The sequence below is a fragment of the Xanthomonas sp. JL1 genome, from assembly GCF_038405005.1.
Window position 1 is genome coordinate 15,811 of record NZ_JBBYGR010000019.1, and the last position, 16,862, is coordinate 32,672.

The 16,862-nt window shown below is 64.5% G+C and carries 20 protein-coding genes and 1 pseudogene; 7 read left to right on the top strand and 14 right to left on the bottom strand.

Going from position 1 to position 16,862, the window contains the following annotated elements; genetic code table 11:
* Nucleotides 1-21: 21 nt before the first annotated feature.
* Genes lptB through WJW29_RS04760 form a run of 5 tightly spaced genes read right to left on the bottom strand, consistent with a single transcriptional unit; the run spans nt 22 to nt 3,437 of the window.
* Nucleotides 22-741, bottom strand: a complete 720-nt coding sequence (gene lptB / locus WJW29_RS04740) for an LPS export ABC transporter ATP-binding protein (RefSeq protein WP_011258104.1) — start codon at nt 739-741, stop codon at nt 22-24.
* A complete protein-coding gene (gene lptA / locus WJW29_RS04745; RefSeq protein ID WP_011258105.1) occupies nt 741-1,289 on the bottom strand; it encodes a lipopolysaccharide transport periplasmic protein LptA in 549 nt (182 codons plus the stop codon). The genes lptB and lptA overlap by 1 nt, the downstream gene beginning before the upstream one ends.
* Nucleotides 1,267-1,842 carry an LPS export ABC transporter periplasmic protein LptC gene (lptC, locus tag WJW29_RS04750; RefSeq protein WP_011258106.1) on the bottom strand — a complete coding sequence of 192 codons (576 nt, stop codon included), beginning with the start codon at nt 1,840-1,842 and terminating at the stop codon, nt 1,267-1,269. The genes lptA and lptC overlap by 23 nt, the downstream gene beginning before the upstream one ends.
* The gene (locus tag WJW29_RS04755) at nt 1,839-2,387 is read right to left on the bottom strand and encodes an HAD family hydrolase (protein ID WP_011407889.1); all 549 of its coding nucleotides are present in this window, start codon (nt 2,385-2,387) and stop codon (nt 1,839-1,841) included. The genes lptC and WJW29_RS04755 overlap by 4 nt, the downstream gene beginning before the upstream one ends.
* Before the next feature lie 48 nt (nt 2,388-2,435).
* Entirely contained in the window at nt 2,436-3,437 is a 1,002-nt protein-coding gene (locus WJW29_RS04760) for a KpsF/GutQ family sugar-phosphate isomerase (RefSeq protein ID WP_011258108.1), read from the bottom strand.
* A 54-nt stretch (nt 3,438-3,491) separates the two neighbouring features.
* On the opposite strand from WJW29_RS04760, the gene WJW29_RS04765 reads away from it, so the two are divergent.
* The 3 genes from WJW29_RS04765 to WJW29_RS04775 all read left to right on the top strand — a co-directional run bounded on the left by WJW29_RS04765 (nt 3,492) and on the right by WJW29_RS04775 (nt 5,552).
* Complete coding sequence (locus WJW29_RS04765; RefSeq protein ID WP_011258109.1) at nt 3,492-3,719, top strand: BolA/IbaG family iron-sulfur metabolism protein; 228 nt, start codon at nt 3,492-3,494, stop codon at nt 3,717-3,719.
* Between the two features lie 238 nt (nt 3,720-3,957).
* Nucleotides 3,958-5,232, top strand: a complete 1,275-nt coding sequence (murA, locus tag WJW29_RS04770; RefSeq protein ID WP_011258110.1) for a UDP-N-acetylglucosamine 1-carboxyvinyltransferase — start codon at nt 3,958-3,960, stop codon at nt 5,230-5,232.
* On the top strand, nt 5,229-5,552 hold the full coding sequence (locus WJW29_RS04775; RefSeq protein WP_011258111.1) for a hypothetical protein: 324 nt from the start codon (nt 5,229-5,231) through the stop codon (nt 5,550-5,552). Before murA ends, WJW29_RS04775 begins: the two co-directional genes overlap by 4 nt.
* Nucleotides 5,553-6,640: 1,088 nt before the next feature.
* On the opposite strand, the gene WJW29_RS04780 is transcribed toward WJW29_RS04775, so the two are convergent.
* The 6 genes from WJW29_RS04780 to purM all read right to left on the bottom strand — a co-directional run bounded on the left by WJW29_RS04780 (nt 6,641) and on the right by purM (nt 11,124).
* A complete protein-coding gene (locus tag WJW29_RS04780) occupies nt 6,641-7,324 on the bottom strand; it encodes a DUF3108 domain-containing protein (protein ID WP_011258112.1) in 684 nt (227 codons plus the stop codon).
* A 3-nt stretch (nt 7,325-7,327) separates the two neighbouring features.
* Entirely contained in the window at nt 7,328-8,155 is an 828-nt protein-coding gene (locus tag WJW29_RS04785) for a DUF3108 domain-containing protein (protein ID WP_011258113.1), read from the bottom strand.
* Between the two features lie 65 nt (nt 8,156-8,220).
* Entirely contained in the window at nt 8,221-8,889 is a 669-nt protein-coding gene (gene purN / locus WJW29_RS04790) for a phosphoribosylglycinamide formyltransferase (RefSeq protein ID WP_011258114.1), read from the bottom strand.
* On the bottom strand, nt 8,876-9,493 hold the full coding sequence (locus WJW29_RS04795) for a DUF2238 domain-containing protein (protein ID WP_011258115.1): 618 nt from the start codon (nt 9,491-9,493) through the stop codon (nt 8,876-8,878). The genes purN and WJW29_RS04795 overlap by 14 nt, the downstream gene beginning before the upstream one ends.
* Nucleotides 9,494-9,515: 22 nt before the next feature.
* Nucleotides 9,516-9,977, bottom strand: a complete 462-nt coding sequence (locus WJW29_RS04800) for a hypothetical protein (protein ID WP_011258116.1) — start codon at nt 9,975-9,977, stop codon at nt 9,516-9,518.
* 13 nt (nt 9,978-9,990) lie between these two features.
* The gene (gene purM, locus WJW29_RS04805; RefSeq protein WP_027703632.1) at nt 9,991-11,124 is read right to left on the bottom strand and encodes a phosphoribosylformylglycinamidine cyclo-ligase; all 1,134 of its coding nucleotides are present in this window, start codon (nt 11,122-11,124) and stop codon (nt 9,991-9,993) included.
* Nucleotides 11,125-11,146: 22 nt separating this feature from the next.
* Between purM and WJW29_RS04810 the strand changes: the two genes are divergently transcribed.
* From WJW29_RS04810 to hda, 3 genes are read left to right on the top strand one after another with little or no spacing between them, the layout of a single operon-like run.
* Nucleotides 11,147-12,259: a DUF2066 domain-containing protein gene (locus WJW29_RS04810; protein WP_011407894.1), complete on the top strand. Its 1,113-nt coding sequence runs from the start codon at nt 11,147-11,149 to the stop codon at nt 12,257-12,259.
* Nucleotides 12,256-13,422: an AI-2E family transporter gene (locus WJW29_RS04815; protein ID WP_011258119.1), complete on the top strand. Its 1,167-nt coding sequence runs from the start codon at nt 12,256-12,258 to the stop codon at nt 13,420-13,422. The genes WJW29_RS04810 and WJW29_RS04815 overlap by 4 nt, the downstream gene beginning before the upstream one ends.
* Complete coding sequence (gene hda / locus WJW29_RS04820; protein ID WP_011258120.1) at nt 13,419-14,120, top strand: DnaA regulatory inactivator Hda; 702 nt, start codon at nt 13,419-13,421, stop codon at nt 14,118-14,120. Before WJW29_RS04815 ends, hda begins: the two co-directional genes overlap by 4 nt.
* Before the next feature lie 166 nt (nt 14,121-14,286).
* Here the strand turns inward: hda and murU are convergent, their stop codons facing one another.
* Genes murU through WJW29_RS04835 form a run of 3 tightly spaced genes read right to left on the bottom strand, consistent with a single transcriptional unit; the run spans nt 14,287 to nt 16,343 of the window.
* On the bottom strand, nt 14,287-14,997 hold the full coding sequence (gene murU / locus WJW29_RS04825) for an N-acetylmuramate alpha-1-phosphate uridylyltransferase MurU (protein WP_011258121.1): 711 nt from the start codon (nt 14,995-14,997) through the stop codon (nt 14,287-14,289).
* Nucleotides 14,994-16,013 carry a phosphotransferase gene (locus WJW29_RS04830; protein WP_011407895.1) on the bottom strand — a complete coding sequence of 340 codons (1,020 nt, stop codon included), beginning with the start codon at nt 16,011-16,013 and terminating at the stop codon, nt 14,994-14,996. The genes murU and WJW29_RS04830 overlap by 4 nt, the downstream gene beginning before the upstream one ends.
* Before the next feature lie 57 nt (nt 16,014-16,070).
* A complete protein-coding gene (locus WJW29_RS04835) occupies nt 16,071-16,343 on the bottom strand; it encodes a GlsB/YeaQ/YmgE family stress response membrane protein (RefSeq protein ID WP_011407896.1) in 273 nt (90 codons plus the stop codon).
* 224 nt (nt 16,344-16,567) lie between these two features.
* Between WJW29_RS04835 and WJW29_RS04840 the strand changes: the two are divergent.
* A pseudogene (locus WJW29_RS04840) lies at nt 16,568-16,862 on the top strand (helix-turn-helix domain-containing protein); the annotation flags it as partial.

Genomic DNA, 16,862 nt, shown 5'->3' on the forward strand with positions numbered 1-16,862 from the left:
AGCGTTTGCTCGGCGGCGCGCTCAAAGGCGGAAAGTTTCACCCAGATACACGCGACGGACGTCGGGATTGGCTAGCAACATGTCTGGTGCCCCCTGCGCCAGCACGCCCCCCTCGGCGAGGATATACGCGCGGTCGCAGATTCCCAAGGTCTCGCGCACGTTGTGATCGGTGATCAGCACACCGATGCCGCGTTCCTTGAGGTGGATGATGATGCGCTGGATCTCGCCGACCGAAATCGGGTCCACGCCGGCGAAGGGTTCGTCCAGCAGCATCATGCGCGGCTTGGCCGCCAGCGCACGCGCGATTTCGCAACGCCGCCGCTCGCCGCCGGAGAGGCTGGCGCCGAGTTGATCGGCCACATGGGTGATCTGCAGTTCTTCGAGCAGCGAAACCAGTTCTTTCGCGCGGCCGGCGTTGTCGAGTTCCTCGCGCAGCTCCAGCACCAGGCGGATATTGTCGGCCACGGTGAGCTTGCGGAAGATCGATGGTTCCTGCGGCAGGTAACCGACACCCAACTTGGCGCGTGCGTACATCGGCTCGGCGGTGAGGTCGCGGCCGTCCAATTCGATACGCCCTGCATCGGCTTCGACCAGACCCACGATCATGTAGAAGCAGGTGGTCTTGCCGGCGCCATTGGGGCCGAGCAGGCCGACCACTTCGCCGGCCTCGAGCGTGAGGCCGAATTCCTTGACCACTTCGCGTTGCTTGTACTTCTTGCGCAGACCAGTGGCGACCAGCATTACTTCTTCCTCTGCGGCTTGGCAGCCGGTGTCGGGGCGGGCGTTGCGGCGTCAGGCGCCGCATTTTTCGGCTGGATAATGGTGCGCACGCGGCTGCCGTCGCCGCCGCTTTGCATGTTGCCGGTCTTGGTGTTGTAGACCATGCGCTGGCCGGCGTTGGTGCCCTTGGGCGAATCGACCTTGTAATTGCCGGTCAGGATGATGATGTCATCGGCGACCTTGTATTCGATGTTGTCGGCCTGGCCGTGCATCATCGCGCCGTCGTCCATCTCCTGCTTGAGCGTGGCCTGCTTGCCGTTGAGCACCACGCGATCGGTCTGGCCGTTCTTCTGGAAGATATCGGCGGTGTCGGCGTGGATTTCCAGCGTGCCCTGGGTGATCACCACATTGCCGCTGAAACGGCACTTGCCGCTGTCGTCGAGCATGTTGCAATCGTTGGCGTTGGAGTCGATCGCCATCGGCTGATTGCGATCGCTGGTCTTGGCCATTGCCAGTGCAGGCAACAGCAGTGCGGCAAACGCCAGTTTAGCGGGCAGCATTCGGTTCATAGCGGGTCTTGACCTGAGAAAGGAGCTTGTACTGGCGTGATTTGAGGTCGGCAGCAAAGCCGACGCCGCTCTGCATGATACCCGGGCGGGTCATGGTCACTGGCGCGTCGGTCTTGGCGATGTTCTGTTGCGGGAACACGTCCAGGCTCTGGGTGCGGAACGTGGTCGGCGGAGTTGCGCCGCCGGTCGGGCTGTCGCCCTCAACATCGCCGCGCAGACGCAGCTGGGTGCCGTCCGGGTTGACCCAGCCCGTCTTGGAGCGCAGGGTCCACGGCAGATTGGCGTTGTCGGGCATCAGAAACACCGGCGTGGTGATGTCTGCGGTCTGGTCGGCACGGTTGCGATGCATTTCCGGCGCGCGCAGCGTCATCGATTCCTTGCCGCTCTGCTTGTTCAGGGCGATCAGCTCGAAGTCGCGCAGGATGTAATCGGCGCCGGACTGCTGCACGGCCGCAGCGGCAGGGCGGGCGCGCTGCTTCCATGCCGACCAGCCGGAAATCACGGCGGCGGCGAACAGCGTGACGCCCAGGGTGGTGCGCCAATTCCAATTCATGCCGAAAACCCTTCGATGATGCGCTCAACCTGGCCTTGCGCGGCCAGCACCACATCGCACACCTCGCGCGCGGCACCTTCGCCGCCGCGCGCACGGGTATTCCACTGCACGCGCTCGGCGATCCACGGGTGTGCGGTGGCCGGAGCCACCGGCAGGCCGACCGCGAGCAGGGCGGGCAGGTCGGGGAGGTCGTCGCCCATGAACAGCACCTGGTCCAGCGACAATCCGTGCTCCTGGCACAGCGCCAGCACCGCCATGCGCTTGTTCTTCACCCCGATCTGCACGTGCAGGCCCAGGTCCTGGCCGCGCTTTTCCGCCGACAGGCTGGCGCGCGCAGTGATCAGCGCAACATGGATGCCGGCCTGGTCGAGTTGCTTGAGGCCCTGTCCGTCGAGCACGTTGAACGCCTTGCTCTCGTTGCCGGCGTGGTCGTAGTACAGGCGGCCGTCGGTCAGGGTGCCGTCGACGTCGAAACAGGCCAGACGGATGCGCGCGGCGCGTTCGATCAGCTCGGCTGGAAGGTGCTGCAAAGGGGAATAGGGCATCGGCACGAATCGGTAAGAACGGGGTCCGGCGGTTGAAAAATGAACCTGTTAAACCACCTTGGCGCGCAACAGGTCGTGAATGTTCAATGCGCCCACCGCGCGCTGCTGCGCATCGACCACGATCAGGCCGTTGATCTTGTAGTCCTCCATCAGCCGCGCCGCCTCGGCGGCCAGCTGGTCGGCGCCGATGGTGCGCGGGTTGCGCGTCATCACCTGTGCGATGCCGGCGCTGCGCACGTCGATGTCGCTGTCCAGTGCGCGGCGCAGGTCGCCGTCGGTGAACAGCCCGATCAGGCGCTCGTCGTTGTCCACCACGGCGGTCATGCCCAGCCGCTTGCGGCTCATTTCCATCAGCGCCTCGCTCAGGCTGGCGTCTTCACGCACACGCGGCAGGTCGTCGCCGGCATGCATCACGTCGGTGATGTGCAGCAGCAGGCGCCGGCCCAGGCTGCCGGCCGGATGCGAACGCGCGAAGTCGTCGGCGGTGAAGCCGCGCGCATCGAGCAAGGCGACTGCCAGCGCATCGCCCATCGCCAGCGAGGCGGTGGTGCTGGAGGTGGGTGCCAGATGCAACGGGCAGGCCTCGGCGGAGACGCTGACGTCCAGGTGCACGTCAGCGGCCTGGGCCAGGGTGGAACTGGTGCGGCCGGTCATGGCGATGATCGGGTTGCCCTGGCGCTTGAGCACCGGCAGCAGCATGCGCACTTCATCCGATTCCCCCGAATACGACAGCGCCAGCACGATGTCGGCCTCGGTGATCATGCCCAGGTCGCCATGGCCGGCTTCGCCGGGGTGCACGAAGAACGCCGGAGTGCCGGTGGAGGCGAGGGTGGCAGCGATCTTGCGCGCCACATGGCCGGACTTGCCCATGCCGGTGGCGACCACCCGCCCGCGCGAGGCCAGCACCAGCCGGCAGGCCGCGGCGAACTCGCTGCCGATGCGCGCGCCCACGTTGGCCAGCGCCTCGCGCTCGATCTCCAGCACGCGCTGACCGCTGGCAACCAGACTGGCGTCGCTGACGGTGGCGGGAGGCAGGTGCGAGACAGCCATGCGGGAACTCGGGTGAAGAGTAGAATGTGCGCTCATTTTATGAGGAAACGCCCTGTGGACGCCGAAACCATCCGTAAACTCATCGAATCCGGCGTGCCCGAAGCCCGCGTCGACGTGCACGGTGATGACGGCGTGCACTTCGAGGCCACCGTGGTCAGCCCGGCATTCGTCGGCAAGGCACCGCTGGCGCGGCACCGCATGGTCTATGCGACCCTGGGCGAGCTGATGGGCGGGGCGATTCACGCGCTGCAGCTGAAGACCCTGACGCCTGAAGAAGGCTGAGCGCGTTGGCTGCGCTTGCTGCCAGACGAGCTGAGCTAGGGCTGGGCGGTACGCACCTGCATCATGGCGCCCTCCGCTGGCCGTCCACGAACACCTAATCACTGCAGCTGGGGCCTTGCAGCCCCACTCGGCGTCGTTCGATCTGTGCGCCTCAGCGCCACGCCGTTTGCACTGAGGCCGAAACGCTCGCACGTCATTCCCCGCCACACCTTCTCTTTTCGGATTTCTTAAGATTCCCATGGCAAAAATCGTAGTGACCGGCGGCCAAGCGCTGCAGGGCGAAGTCAATATTTCCGGTGCCAAGAACGCAGTGCTGCCGATCCTGTGCGCGACCCTGCTGGCCGACGCGCCGGTGCAGATCAGCAACGTGCCGCATCTGCACGACGTGATCACCATGGTGAAATTGCTCAGCGAGCTGGGTGCCGAAGTCACCATCGACGAAGGCACGCTGGCCAAGGGCCGTTCGATCCTGGTCGACCCGCGCTCGGTCACGCATCAGATCGCGCCGTACGAGCTGGTCAAGACCATGCGCGCCTCGATCCTGGTGCTGGGCCCGCTGCTGGCGCGCTACGGCACCGCCGAAGTGTCGCTGCCCGGCGGCTGCGCGATCGGCTCGCGCCCGGTGGATCAGCACATCAAGGGCCTGCAGGCGCTGGGTGCCGAGATCAGCGTGGAGAACGGCTACATCAAGGCCACCAGCCACGGGCGCCTGAAGGGCGGCCGCTACGTGTTCGACATGGTCAGCGTCACCGGCACCGAGAACGTGCTGATGGCCGCGGTGCTGGCCGAGGGCACCACGGTGCTGGAAAACGCGGCGATGGAGCCGGAAGTCACCGACCTGGCCGACTGCATGATCGCACTTGGCGCGCAGATCGAAGGTGCCGGAACCCCGCGCATCGTGGTGCAGGGCGTGCAGCGTCTGGGCGGCGGGCACCATGCGGTGCTGCCGGATCGCATCGAAACCGGCACCTTCCTGGTCGCTGCGGCGATGACCGGCGGCAGCGTCACCGTGCGCCGCGCCCGCCCGGAAACCCTGGATGCAATGCTGGACAAGCTCACCGAAGCCGGCGCCACCATCACCACCACCGCCGACAGCATCACGCTGGACATGCAGGGCAAGCGCCCGCGCGCAGTCAGCCTGACCACCGCGCCGTACCCGGCGTTTCCCACCGATATGCAGGCGCAATTCATGGCGCTCAACTGCGTGGCAGACGGCGTGGGCGTGATCAACGAAACCATCTTCGAAAACCGCTTCATGCACGTCAACGAGCTGCTGCGCCTGGGCGCGGACATCCAGGTCGAAGGCCACACTGCCATCGTGCGTGGTGCCGCACGCCTGAGCGGCGCGCCGGTGATGGCCACCGACCTGCGCGCATCGGCGTCGCTGATCCTGGCTGGCCTGGTGGCCGATGGCGACACCACCATCGACCGCATCTACCACCTGGACCGTGGTTACGAAAACATCGAGGAGAAGCTGGGGGCGCTGGGCGCGACCATCCAGCGCACCGCATGATCCTGCGCGGACGTTTCACTACCCGGCGCAAGATCCTGCTCGGGGTCATCGTGCTGATCCTGGCGTGGCTGGCCTATGCCTGGAGCGTGGGCATGGCCATCACGCAGGGTGTCGAGTTCAAGGACATGGACTGGAACAACGACGGCACCGCCAGCCGCGACGAGATCGCGCAATCGTTCTATGCGGTGGCGGTGAAGAAGACGGTCGAAGGCAAGCGCCATTGCAACCTGTTTTATTGGCGCAAGAACGACCAGCAGATTCGTGTGGATTGCCGCACCGTGTTCACCACTGGCGATGACAAGGCAGCGGGTAAGCCCTGAGAAGTCATCGGTCGTCGCTGATAGATAGATTGATTGCAAAGCGGCTGGTTTGAGGATTCGCGCAGGGCCCTTGCCCGCCCACCATTGCGGGACACGCTGCAAGTACGTCCTTGTCAGCTCCGTGGCGGCATCCATGCCGCCAAGGGTCCCGCGACGGTGAGCGGGCAAGGACCGGTCGAGATGGTCGGTGTACGTGGTTTGGAAAAGCACTGACAGAGGGCTTTGCCCTGCTCTCTCGCTTCAGCAAAGCTGCCGGCACATTCTCTTGCGCGGTGTCCTCGTCCGTCCTTCCAATGCGCAAATTCGAGAAGAAATGCATAGGGGGCCGATCGGTGATCCGAAGATCCGCCGGTTGCTGTGTCATCGCCTTCAACAAAACAGCCAGCAAACGCTCTGGCGTGGTGTCCTCGCCGCTTGCAGGACCGTTGGCGGCATGGATGCTGCCATCGAGCGCCCATGGACGGGTTTACGGCGTGTCCCGCGAGCGGTGAGGGCACCGCGCACTCCGCGCATTCGACTCACCAGGCTTTAGACCTGAGCTTCAGAGCGCAGCCCACCAAATTCACGCGTGGGAATTCCGCCGGCACGTCAGCCAGCGATCGCCGCTCGTGTGTCATCGCAAGAGCCAATAAAAAAGGCATTTCCCAATAAAGTGGGAAAACGCTTCTGTGCTGAGCCAACAGCATCTTTCTACCTGATTAGCCCCGACCTTCAGCTGCAGCACCTCCGCGCTTATCGCTAAACCGGGCCAATGCCAGGCCGCCATGGGGTCCTGGCTGAAAGAACTGCGCACCGGCTCCTCGCATCAGCAGCGCCAAGATCAGACATCATGGAAACCATCGGTAAAACGAAGCTATTTGCAGGACTGCAACAAAAATCCAGCTGATGGTCAGGGCTAATCAGGTCTTTCTATTGAGGTAACCGCATCAAGTGTGCATCCGCATATTGGCGACCTACTGCCAACATACTGCTGTTGGCGGTTGTTCCCCGCTACCTGGCTCATCAGCAACGCACCTCAGTGCGTTACCTGCCTGAGCATCAATGCACCTCAGCGCGCCCCGACGCATGGTCGGGCTGGCGAAGATCGCTCAACGCAGCGCCTTGATGGTCAGGTCCAGCGCGTCCTGGCCCTTTTCCTTCTGCAGCAGGCGTGCCGGCACCGGCAGATCCTTGACCACCCACGCGATCAATTCCTTGTCGCCGTCCTCGCGCGAAACCTTGGTGGCTTGCTCCTGTTTGCCGTTGACGGTGATGGTTTCCTTGCCGACCACCTTGTAGCTCATCGGCTTGACGCGGCCTTCGTCCACCATGCGGTAGTTGAGTGGCTTGCCGGTGGCCAGATCGCGCGTGATCGCCAGGTTGATCAGCAGCGCATCCATGTCGCCGGGCTGCAGTTTCACCGGGCCGCGGCGGTCCGGCTTGATGTCGCCGCCCCAGGTCGCCTGACTGGTCTTCCAGTCGTAGCTGGCAGTGACGTTACGGCGCTTGACCATCATCGAGGAGGTGTCGTTGCTGCTCACCGGGCGCAGTTGGCCGTTGGCTTCTTCGAATACCGTGCTCTGGGTCAAGTTGGCCAGCTGGTTCTGGATGGTGAGCGTATAGCGCCACTGATTGGCGCCGGCAGCAGCCAGCGTCATGGTGCCGTTTGCCTGCATGCCCATGTAGTTGGCCGAATAGTCGGCCTGGAAGGGCTGCATGGCGAACGCGGGCAGGCTGGACATCGCCAGTGCGGCGGCGGCGATCACGGCGCTGGTACGGGAGAAGAGGTTCATCGCTTAGGCTCCTTGGTATTCGACCAGGCGCAGATCGATCTGATCTTCACCTTTGTCACGTTGCAGGATGCGCACCGGCGTCGGAACTCCGTTCGCAATCCAGAGGATGGTTTCGTTGTCGCCGCTGTTGACGCGATACACGCGCAGGGCGTCGTAGCTCAGATCGCCCACCTGCACCACCTCGGTAGCATCGGCAGCGCGGTAGTCGTATTTGCGCACCTTGCCCACATCGACATAGCGATAGCTGAGGTTGCGCCCGGGTTGCGCATCGCGCATCAGCGACAGGTTCAGCGACAGCGCGCTTTGGTCGCCGTGCTGCAAGGGGATCGGCTGCTGGCGATCTTCCTTCAGGTCCCCGTTCCACTGCGCGGTGCCGGCTTGCCAGTTGTAGACGCCGGTGACCTTCTTGCCGAAGAACATCGCCTTGCGCACCGTGCTCTGGCTCAGCGGCACATACGTGTCTCCATCGACGCGGAACACCGTGCTCTGCTCCAGGTTCAGGCCCAAAATGCTGGCGAAGCCCTTGCGGCCACGCACCGACATGTCGATGCGCCACTGGCTACCGTCGCCGTGGCTGACCTGCATGGTGGCATCGCCGGCCTCCTTGCCGCGGTAGAACGCCTGGTAGGTCGCCACGAACGGCTCCAGCGGCGGCGGTGTCCAGGTGCTGGCGGGCAGGGCGGTTGCCGATGCTGGTGCAGCGGCCGGAGCCGCAACCGGAGCGGGCGTCGCCGGGACACGCGCAGCGGGCACTTGTTGCGCACGGCCATTGCCGGCCTGGGTGAGGAGGGCGACGGTCAACAGCGCGGCGGCGATCGGGATGACGTTCATGCGCTGGTAGCAGGCACGGGGGCCGCAAGGATGTCCGAGACGGGATGAGGGGGGCGTGTCCGCATTCAGGCGAATGCGATGTCTGCGGACTCTAGTCGTAATGGCGTAAACAGGCACTGACCGTCGATATGCACGGTATCGCCCTGCACCGCGACGCGACCACTGGCGAGCAGTTGCAGTGTGGCCAGTAGGAGCGGGTGCTCACGGGCCAGTACGCGCGCGGCCAGTTGCTCGGCGTTGTCGCCGGGCAGCACCGGGACGCGCGCCTGCGCGATCACCGTGCCGGCATCCAGCTCCGGCACCACCAGGTGCACGCTGGCGCCATGCTCTGCATCGCCGGCCTCCAGTGCGCGTGCATGCGTGTGCAGGCCGCGGTATTTGGGTAGCAGCGACGGATGGATGTTGAGCATGCGCCCGGCAAAGCGGCGCACCAGCGGCTCACCCAGGATGCGCATATAGCCGGCGCAGATCACCCAGTCCGGTTGCGTCGCAGCGATCGCATCGCCGAGTGCGGCGTCGAACGCAGCGCGGTTGGCGAAATCGCGCGGGCTGGCGCTCCAGCGACGCCTCTGCTCGACCTTCTGCAACGCTGGCGCCTGCGGGCGATCGGAAAACACTCCGACCACCTCGGCACGCAGGCGCCCACTGGCGATCGCATCGACGATGGCCTGCAGATTGCTACCGCGCCCGGAGGCCAGCACGGCCAGGCGCAGGCGGGCCTCAGGTGCGTGCATTGAATAACGTCCTCACAACGGGGTAGGCAGCCAGGCTGCCAAGGGTGGCCAGCAGCATGTCGGTGTGCGCATCCCACGGGTCACCTTGTTGTCCGTTGTAGGCCTCCGCGGCCTGCGGCGACAGCAGCAAGGCGATGCCCCATTCGAACCATTCGTAGACCAGGCTGACGCACATGATGCTCATCACAGTGAGGCAGAACGTCTGCCCTAGCGTCAATTTGGGCCACAGCCGCACCATCAGCTGCGCAATGGCCGGCGTCAAGCACAGCCCGAACAGCAGATGGATCAGCCTGTCGAAATGATTGCGTGTCCAGCCGAAGGTGGCGCTGGGCGACCAGTGCAAGAGCTGCTGGCTCCATTGCTCGTAAGGCACGTTGGAATACAGCCAGCGCGCGCCGATGCAGTGCATGCCGATGAACACGCAGATGCTTACGAACGCGCCATTGTTCAACGGCCGGCGGCGGTCGGCCCACACTAGCGCGATCAGCCCAAGCACTGTCAGCGAGCTATGCAAGGCCTGCTCGGCCGGCCACAGCGGGGCGATCCAGGTCGCCACAAATAACGCGCTGGTGACGGCCAACGCAGCCAGTTTCGTGCGGCGCATGGCGCTTGTGCTCACAGACGTCTCAAACAGCCGCGTTGCCGGCGCCGAACAGTGCTTTGACCTGCGGGCGCAGCAGCGTCACCAGCGTGAACACGCCAAGCACGGTGCCGAACGGCATGAAAGAACAGGAAATGCCAGCCACGATCAGGCACAGCAGATGCTTCCTGCGCTGAGCGATGCAGCGTCCAGCGTAGGCCATGAGACCGGCCATGGTCAGGCCGCCCAGAATGAGCATCGTTGCAATGATCACGAAGATCCAGCCGAACAGCTGCATGTCCGGTGCCGTCTGCCCAGTGCTGTCTTTCATGGGCAGCCGCGCGGTGACGATGGCCAGCCCCATGAACAGGTGGATCAGCGGCATCAGCGAAAACAATCCGGTGAAACCGCCCAGCACGTAATGGAAAATCGACAACAGCTTGAGATGCTGCAGGTCATCGGCGCTGGCCGACGCCAACGCCGGCGGTGGGAGTGGTGACGCGTCCATGCAGATTCCTCGCTCAGTCGATGCGCACGCGCTCGTCGCCGTGTGCCGGCACCACCTGACCAATGCGCCAATGCGCCAGCGACTGCGCATCCAGCGCCTGTTCCAGCGCAGCCGCTTCCGCGGGCGCGGCGATCAGCACGAAGCCGATCCCGCAATTGAAGGTGCGCCACATTTCGGCATCGGCCACCGCACCTTCGCGCTGCAACCAGGCGAATACCGGCGGCAGCGTCCAGGCGCTGGCGTCGATGTCCAGGCCCAGCCCGTCGGGAATCACGCGAATGATGTTTTCGGTAAGGCCACCACCGGTGATATGCGCCATGGCATGGATCGCTTGGCCGTGCGACTTCAGCAGCGCCAGCACCGGCTTGACGTACAGCGCGGTCGGCGCCATCAACGCATCGATCAATTTGGTGCCGTCGTCCAGCACATGCTCGGCCGGCGCACCGGCACGCTCATAGATCTTGCGTATCAACGAATAGCCATTGGAATGCGGGCCCGACGAAGCGATGCCGATCAGCACGTCGCCGTCGCGCACCTGCGCGCCATCCAGCAACTGCGACTTCTCGACTGCGCCGACGGTGAAGCCGGCCAGGTCGTATTCGCCCGGCGGGTACATGTCGGGCATTTCAGCGGTTTCGCCTCCAATCAGCGCGCAGCCGGACAGCGCGCAGCCGCGCGCGATGCCGCCGACCACCGCCGCAGCGGTGTCCACGTCCAGCTTGCCGGTGGCGAAATAGTCCAGAAAGAACAACGGCTCGGCGCCCTGCACCAGCACGTCGTTGACGCACATGCCGACCAGATCGATGCCGATGGTGTCGTGCCGCCCGAGCTGCTGGGCCAGCTTGAGCTTGGTGCCCACGCCGTCGGTGCCGGAGACCAGCACCGGCTCCTTGTACTTGCCCGACAGGTCGAACAACGCGCCGAAGCCGCCCAGGCCACCCATCACCTCCGGCCGGAAGCTGCGCTTGACCAGCGGCTTGATGCGTTCGACCAAGGCATTGCCGGCGTCGATGTCGACACCCGCGTCGCGGTAGGTCATGGGCAAGGGACTGGAGGGCGTTGGGCTGGTCACGGGCGGGGAGGGCTCGGCTGTAAAGGCGGCGATTTTAGCAGCCACGTTGGCGCTGGCGTCCCATTCGGGCAACAATTCACCCGGATACGCTTATGTCATGGAACCGTCGATGCGCCGCAGTCTCGCTTTCTTTCTCGCTCTCGTGGTCGCCATGCCCGTTGCTCCGGCCTTTGCGCAGGCGGATCTGCGCACCGAAGGCGACGTTGCCAAGGCGCAAAGTGCCTACGATGCCGAAGTGTCGGTCAACAGCCAGAGCGACTCCGATCGCCCCGGCGCCCTGGCGCGCGCGCTGGGCGCGGTGCTGGGCAAGGTTTCCGGCGACCGCGGCGTGATGAGCCGCCCCGGCGTGCCGCAGGCGCTGCGCAATGCGACCAACTACGTCGAACACTATGACTACCGGCAGGATCAGGGGACCTCGCGCACCGGCGCGCCGACCTTCCGCACCACCCTGGTGGCGCGCTTTCGGCAATCGGACGTGGATGACTTGATCGCTGCGCTGGGCGTGCCGGTGTGGCCGTTGCCGCGTCCCAAGCCGGTGCTGTGGCTGGCCATCGATGACGGCAGCGGCCCGCGTCTGGTCGGGGTGGCCCAGGCCAATGCGGCGCGTAGCGTGCTGGACCGCGCCATCGAGCGCGGCTACCGGCTCGGTCTGCCGAGCGGCGCAGCTGCCGAGCAGGCGCTGGCCGGCGCAATCTGGCGCAAGGACACCGCTGCGGTGGCGCGCGCCTCGGCCAAATACAGCCCGCCGATGCAGTTGATCGGCAAGCTCTACCGCAACGCTGCCGGCTGGACGGCCGACTGGGTGTTCGTGGACAACGGCAATGTGTTGTCCAGCTGGACCAGCAGCGACGGCGATGCGCGCCGCGCGATGGCTGCCGGTGCCGACGGCGCTGCCGATGCACTGGTCAAGCGCTACGCCAAGCGGGTGGATTCGGGTGTGCCCGGCGTCTACCGCGTGGTGATCACCGGCATCAGCAGCGCCGACGATTACCTGCGCGTGTCGGCCGCGTTGCAGGGCGTGTCGGTGCTACGCAGCATCCGTCCGGTCAGCGCCAATGGCGATCGCATGGAGTTGGATCTGGAACTTCTCACGGGCATTTCCGGCCTCAACCGTATGCTCGGCGACGACAGCCCGCTGGTTTCGGTCTCGGTACCGACCGAGGGCCCTATCATTCTCGAAAACGAGCACGCCGAGTACCGCCTGAAATGACGTTGACTCCCGAAGCCGAAATTGCCCTGTTCCTGCGTCGCCTCAAATGGGCGGCGGTGATTGTCGGTGTGTTGTGGGTGATCTCGCTGCTGGCGCCGATCCTGACCCCATTCGTGCTGGCGCTGTTGCTGGCATGGCTGGGCGATCCGCTGGTGGATCGCATCGAACGTGCAGGGCGCTCGCGCAATGCCGCGGTGATGCTGGTCTTCGTGCTGGCCACGCTGCTATTCGTGCTGGCGTTGATGATTCTGGTGCCGATGATTGAACGTCAGATCATGACCTTGATCGAGGCGCTGCCGCAGATGCGCAACTGGGCGATCGGCACGGCCATCCCGTGGCTGGAAGCCAAGACCGGCATGCAACTGATGGCCTGGCTGGATCCGGAGCGCTTGATCGATTGGATCCGCAGCCACTGGGAACAGGCCGGTGGCGTCGCCAAGACCCTCTTCGGCTACGTATCGCGCTCGGGCTTTGCGATGGTGAACTGGGTGATCAACCTGGCGCTGCTGCCGATCCTGGCGTTCTATTTCCTGCGCGACTGGGACCGCCTGGTCGAACGTGGGGCGGCCGTCGTCCCGCGTGCCTACATCGGCACCGTGAGCCGGTTGGCGCGGGAATCCAACGATGTGCTCGGTGGCTTCATCCGCGGCCAGTTCTTAGTGATGCTGGCGCTGGGTGCGATCTACGCCACCGGTATGTCCATCATCGGGCTCAATCTGGGTTTGTTGATCGGCATCATTGCCGGCCTCATCAGCTTCATCCCATACCTGGGCGCAACCACCGGCATCGTGCTCGCGTTGCTGGCGGCCATCGTGCAGGCGCAGGGGCTGGATCTAAAGTTGCTGATCGGCGTGGGCGTGGTGTTCACCGTCGGCCAGTTGCTGGAGAGCTATGTGCTCACCCCGCGCATCGTGGGCGACAAGATCGGTTTGCACCCGGTTGCGGTGATCTTTGCGGTGATGGCCGGCGGCCAGTTGTTCGGTTTCCTCGGCATGTTGCTGGCATTGCCGGTTGCGGCGGTGGCCAATGTGTTGCTGCGCTATGCGCATGAGCAATACACCGGCAGCGATTTCTATGCGGGCGAGCGCGCCGGCATTGTGCTGCAGTCCACGACCGAGCGCAGCGTGATCATCGACCCCGGCAAGGATGCGGATCGGTTGTGAGCGTTCCGCAGTTGCCGCTGGCGTTGCGCGCGCCTCCCGATCAGCGTTTCGACAGTTACATCGCCGCGCCCGATGGCCTGCTTGCGCAATTGCAGGCGCTGGCTGCGGGGCAGGTGAGCGATTGGTTGTATCTGTCCGGCCCGGCCGGCAGCGGCAAGACGCATCTGGCGCTATCGCTGTGCGCCGCTGCCGAGCAGGCCGGGCGCATGTCGGCGTATCTGCCGCTACAGGCGGCTGCCGGCCGCTTGCGCGATGCACTCGAAGCGCTGGAAGGCCGCAGCCTGGTCGCCTTGGATGGCGTGGAAAGCATTGCCGGGCAGCGCGACGACGAAGTGGCGTTGTTCGATTTTCACAATCGCGCGCGCGCGGCTGGCATCACCCTGCTGTACACCGCGCGCCAGATGCCCAATGGGCTGGCCTTGGTGTTGCCGGACCTGCGTTCGCGGCTGTCGCAATGCATCCGGATCGGCTTGCCGGTGCTCGACGATGCCGCACGCGCGGCAGTGCTGCGCGACCGCGCGCAGCGTCGCGGCCTGGCCATGGACGAAGCGGCGATCGACTGGCTGCTGACGCATGGCGAGCGCGAACTGGCCAGGCTGGTCGCTTTGCTGGATCGCCTGGATCGCGAATCGCTGGCCGCTAAACGGCGCATCACGGTGCCTTTTCTGCGGCGTGTGCTCGAGGATCGCAGATCGTAGCGCTGCTGATGTGCGGATGTTCTGCACGACCCTTGCCCGCTCACCGTCGCGGGGCACGCTGCAACTACGTCCATGCAAGCTCCGTGGCGACGTCCATGCCGCGGAAGGTCCTGCCGACGGTAAGCGGGCAAGGATCCGTCGAGATTGTCGGTGTGCGAAGTTGCGATCAGCTGCCGTCGCGCAGCAACTGAGCATCCAGCTCCGCCAGCCGCTGCGGCGTGCCGACATCGGTCCAGCGTCCAGAGTGGTGGATGCCATTGATCAAGCGTGCTGTCATCTGCGCGCGCAGGATCGGCGCCAACGCAAACCGCGGTGCCGTACAGGGCTGCTCCGGCAACTGGCCAATGACCGATTGCCAATCGCGCAGCAGCGCAGGTCGATACATGCCGATACCCGAATAGGTCAGCGACGCGGGCAGATCTGCGCGCACGTTGCCATCCGCATCCAGCGCAAAGTCCGCGCGCGTTGCGTAGCTGGGTTGATCCACCAGCACCAGCTGTGCCAGCCCGTCGGGGGCGTGCGACAGACGGGCAAAATCGAAATCGGTCCAGATATCGCCATTGACCAACAAAAATGGCGCATCGCCCAATAGCGGCAGCGCATGCAACATACCGCCACCGGTTTCCAGCGGCGTCGCACCTTCGTAGGAATAGGTCAGACGAAGACCGAACGCGCTGCCATCGCCCAACACCTGCGGAAATTGCTCCGCCAGCCACGAGGTGTTGATCACCACCTCGTCCACGCCCAGCGCCGCCAACTTGCGCAGATGCCATACGATCAACGGCGTGCCGCCGACCGACAGTAGCGGCTTGGGCGTATGCTCGGTCAGCGGGCGCATGCGCTCGCCGAATCCTGCGGCAAAGATCAACGCCTTCATGTCGTCGCCTGCTGCGCACGCGCAGCCAGCGCAGGCTTGACCACCTCGTCCAGCAAACCGATCAAGGGCGCAAGCTCGGCGTAGCGAGGCAGTATTTCATCCAGATACGCCATGAAACGCGGCACGTTGTCCAGATACCAATGCTTGCCGTCGCGATGGCTCAAGCGCGAGAAAATTCCGAGGTTTTTCAGATGGCGCTGCACGCCCATCCAGTCTGCATCGCGCAGGAACTGCGCCAGCGGCGGCACCGGCAATCCGGCCGCCGATGCACGCCCGTGATAGTGCTGCAGCCAGCCGTCCACCCGAGCGAGTGGCCAACTCACCGAGGTGTCCTTGAACAGGCTGATCGGGTCGTAGGCGATCGGGCCAATGACGCAATCCTGAAAATCCAGCACTGCCGGGCCATCGGGCGCCGGCATCAGATTGCGCGGCATGAAATCGCGGTGGGTGAACACGCGTGGCTGGGCTAGCGCGTTGTCCATCAAACGGCGCTGCACCAATTGCAATTGCTCGGCATGGGCGCAGTCCAGCTGCACGCCCAGGTGACGATCTAAAAACCATTCTTCGAACAAACTAGCATCGCGCTGCAGTAGCGCTTCGCCGAACACGCCGCTATCGGCAGGTGGCGGGATTTTTTGCAACAACAGCAGCTGGCCGATCGCGCCGTCCAGCAAGTCGTCGGCGTTGGCATCAGTGAGTACCTGTGCCAGCGTTGGCACGCCCAGATCCTCCAGTAGCAAAAAGCCGTTTTCCAGGTCCGGGGCAAGCACCTGCGGCACGCGCACGCCATGTGCGCCCAACAGCGCATGCATGCGCAGCCACGGCGCAACGTTTTCCAGCTGTGGCGGCGCATCCATCAAGATGCGATCCATACCGCGTCCCTGCGTACGCCAATAACTGCGAAACCCCGCATCGACCGAGGCGCGCTGCAGCGACGCTTGTGGGTCGTTGAGCGCCTGTTGTGCCCAATGCAGGCGAAGCGCGTCGCGCGCGGTATCTGGATGAAGTGACGTCATGGATCGAGTGGGCGTCATGAAGTGGTGGGTCAACAGAGCAGGCGCGCCGTGAAGCGCTCAGCGCTTGCTGCCGCTGAACAACCGCAACAGCGCCAGGATGGCAATCGCTCCGAGCAACGCACCGAGGAAGCCGGCCGGCTCGCCCGCGCGGTACCACCCCATGTAACGGCCAAACCAGCTGGCCACCACGGCACCGGCAATGCCCAGCACGATGGTCAGCAGACAGCCCAAGCGTTGCGCACCCGGCGTAATGAAACGCGCCAGCAGCCCGACCACAAAGCCGACCAGCAGAATGTAGAGCCAGCTGTTGCTACCAAATAAGTGATTCATTGCAGCACCGGAGGTGGACGGGATCGGCAGACTAGCATTTCGGATGTCGCTGCCTAGCGCAGCGGGAGCCGGAATGACCACGCCGATGTATTTCCTTCAGAAAGGCGCGGTCATCGGCTCCGGCTGCCGAGCGCTCCCAGTTGCGGGCAAGTGATTTGCTGGGTAAATCTGTTTCCCATCAGGTGAGTCGTCTTTTACTAATGAGTCAGTAAATTAGGGAGCAAATGTCGACGTCTGCTGTCCAACCATCCATGAAGAAGAGAGACGGACGCTTGGTATCGCGGGCAGCGCTGGAAGAAATGCGCCTGATGGCGTTGCAACGGATTGGCGAAGGCGAATCGCCAGCCGAAGTGGCCTCGTCGTTCGGGCTGCATCGCGGCTGGGCGTACAAGGTGCTGGCCGAGCACAGGCGGGAGGCGCTGGGGCTTTGATGGAACGCAAGGGCAGCGGTCGCCCGCGGACGTTGACGCCGGCGCAGGAGCGCCAGGTGTTGGGCTGGGTCAATGGCAAGAACCCTGG

What these genes read in the sequence shown, in the direction of transcription:
- purN (WP_011258114.1), bottom strand. Translation starts at nt 8,889, where the DNA reads ATGCACGCACCTGAGGCCCGCCTGCGCCTGGCCGTGCTGGCCTCCGGG.
- WJW29_RS04780 (WP_011258112.1), bottom strand. Translation starts at nt 7,324, where the DNA reads ATGAACCTCTTCTCCCGTACCAGCGCCGTGATCGCCGCCGCCGCACTG.
- lptA (WP_011258105.1), bottom strand. Translation starts at nt 1,289, where the DNA reads ATGAACCGAATGCTGCCCGCTAAACTGGCGTTTGCCGCACTGCTGTTG.
- WJW29_RS04835 (WP_011407896.1), bottom strand. Translation starts at nt 16,343, where the DNA reads ATGAATCACTTATTTGGTAGCAACAGCTGGCTCTACATTCTGCTGGTC.
- WJW29_RS04800 (WP_011258116.1), bottom strand. Translation starts at nt 9,977, where the DNA reads ATGGACGCGTCACCACTCCCACCGCCGGCGTTGGCGTCGGCCAGCGCC.
- WJW29_RS04760 (WP_011258108.1), bottom strand. Translation starts at nt 3,437, where the DNA reads ATGGCTGTCTCGCACCTGCCTCCCGCCACCGTCAGCGACGCCAGTCTG.
- murA (WP_011258110.1), top strand. Translation starts at nt 3,958, where the DNA reads ATGGCAAAAATCGTAGTGACCGGCGGCCAAGCGCTGCAGGGCGAAGTC.
- WJW29_RS04755 (WP_011407889.1), bottom strand. Translation starts at nt 2,387, where the DNA reads ATGCCCTATTCCCCTTTGCAGCACCTTCCAGCCGAGCTGATCGAACGC.
- WJW29_RS04775 (WP_011258111.1), top strand. Translation starts at nt 5,229, where the DNA reads ATGATCCTGCGCGGACGTTTCACTACCCGGCGCAAGATCCTGCTCGGG.
- lptC (WP_011258106.1), bottom strand. Translation starts at nt 1,842, where the DNA reads ATGAATTGGAATTGGCGCACCACCCTGGGCGTCACGCTGTTCGCCGCC.
- lptB (WP_011258104.1), bottom strand. Translation starts at nt 741, where the DNA reads ATGCTGGTCGCCACTGGTCTGCGCAAGAAGTACAAGCAACGCGAAGTG.
- WJW29_RS04785 (WP_011258113.1), bottom strand. Translation starts at nt 8,155, where the DNA reads ATGAACGTCATCCCGATCGCCGCCGCGCTGTTGACCGTCGCCCTCCTC.
- murU (WP_011258121.1), bottom strand. Translation starts at nt 14,997, where the DNA reads ATGAAGGCGTTGATCTTTGCCGCAGGATTCGGCGAGCGCATGCGCCCG.
- WJW29_RS04795 (WP_011258115.1), bottom strand. Translation starts at nt 9,493, where the DNA reads ATGCGCCGCACGAAACTGGCTGCGTTGGCCGTCACCAGCGCGTTATTT.
- WJW29_RS04810 (WP_011407894.1), top strand. Translation starts at nt 11,147, where the DNA reads ATGGAACCGTCGATGCGCCGCAGTCTCGCTTTCTTTCTCGCTCTCGTG.
- WJW29_RS04815 (WP_011258119.1), top strand. Translation starts at nt 12,256, where the DNA reads ATGACGTTGACTCCCGAAGCCGAAATTGCCCTGTTCCTGCGTCGCCTC.
- WJW29_RS04830 (WP_011407895.1), bottom strand. Translation starts at nt 16,013, where the DNA reads ATGACGTCACTTCATCCAGATACCGCGCGCGACGCGCTTCGCCTGCAT.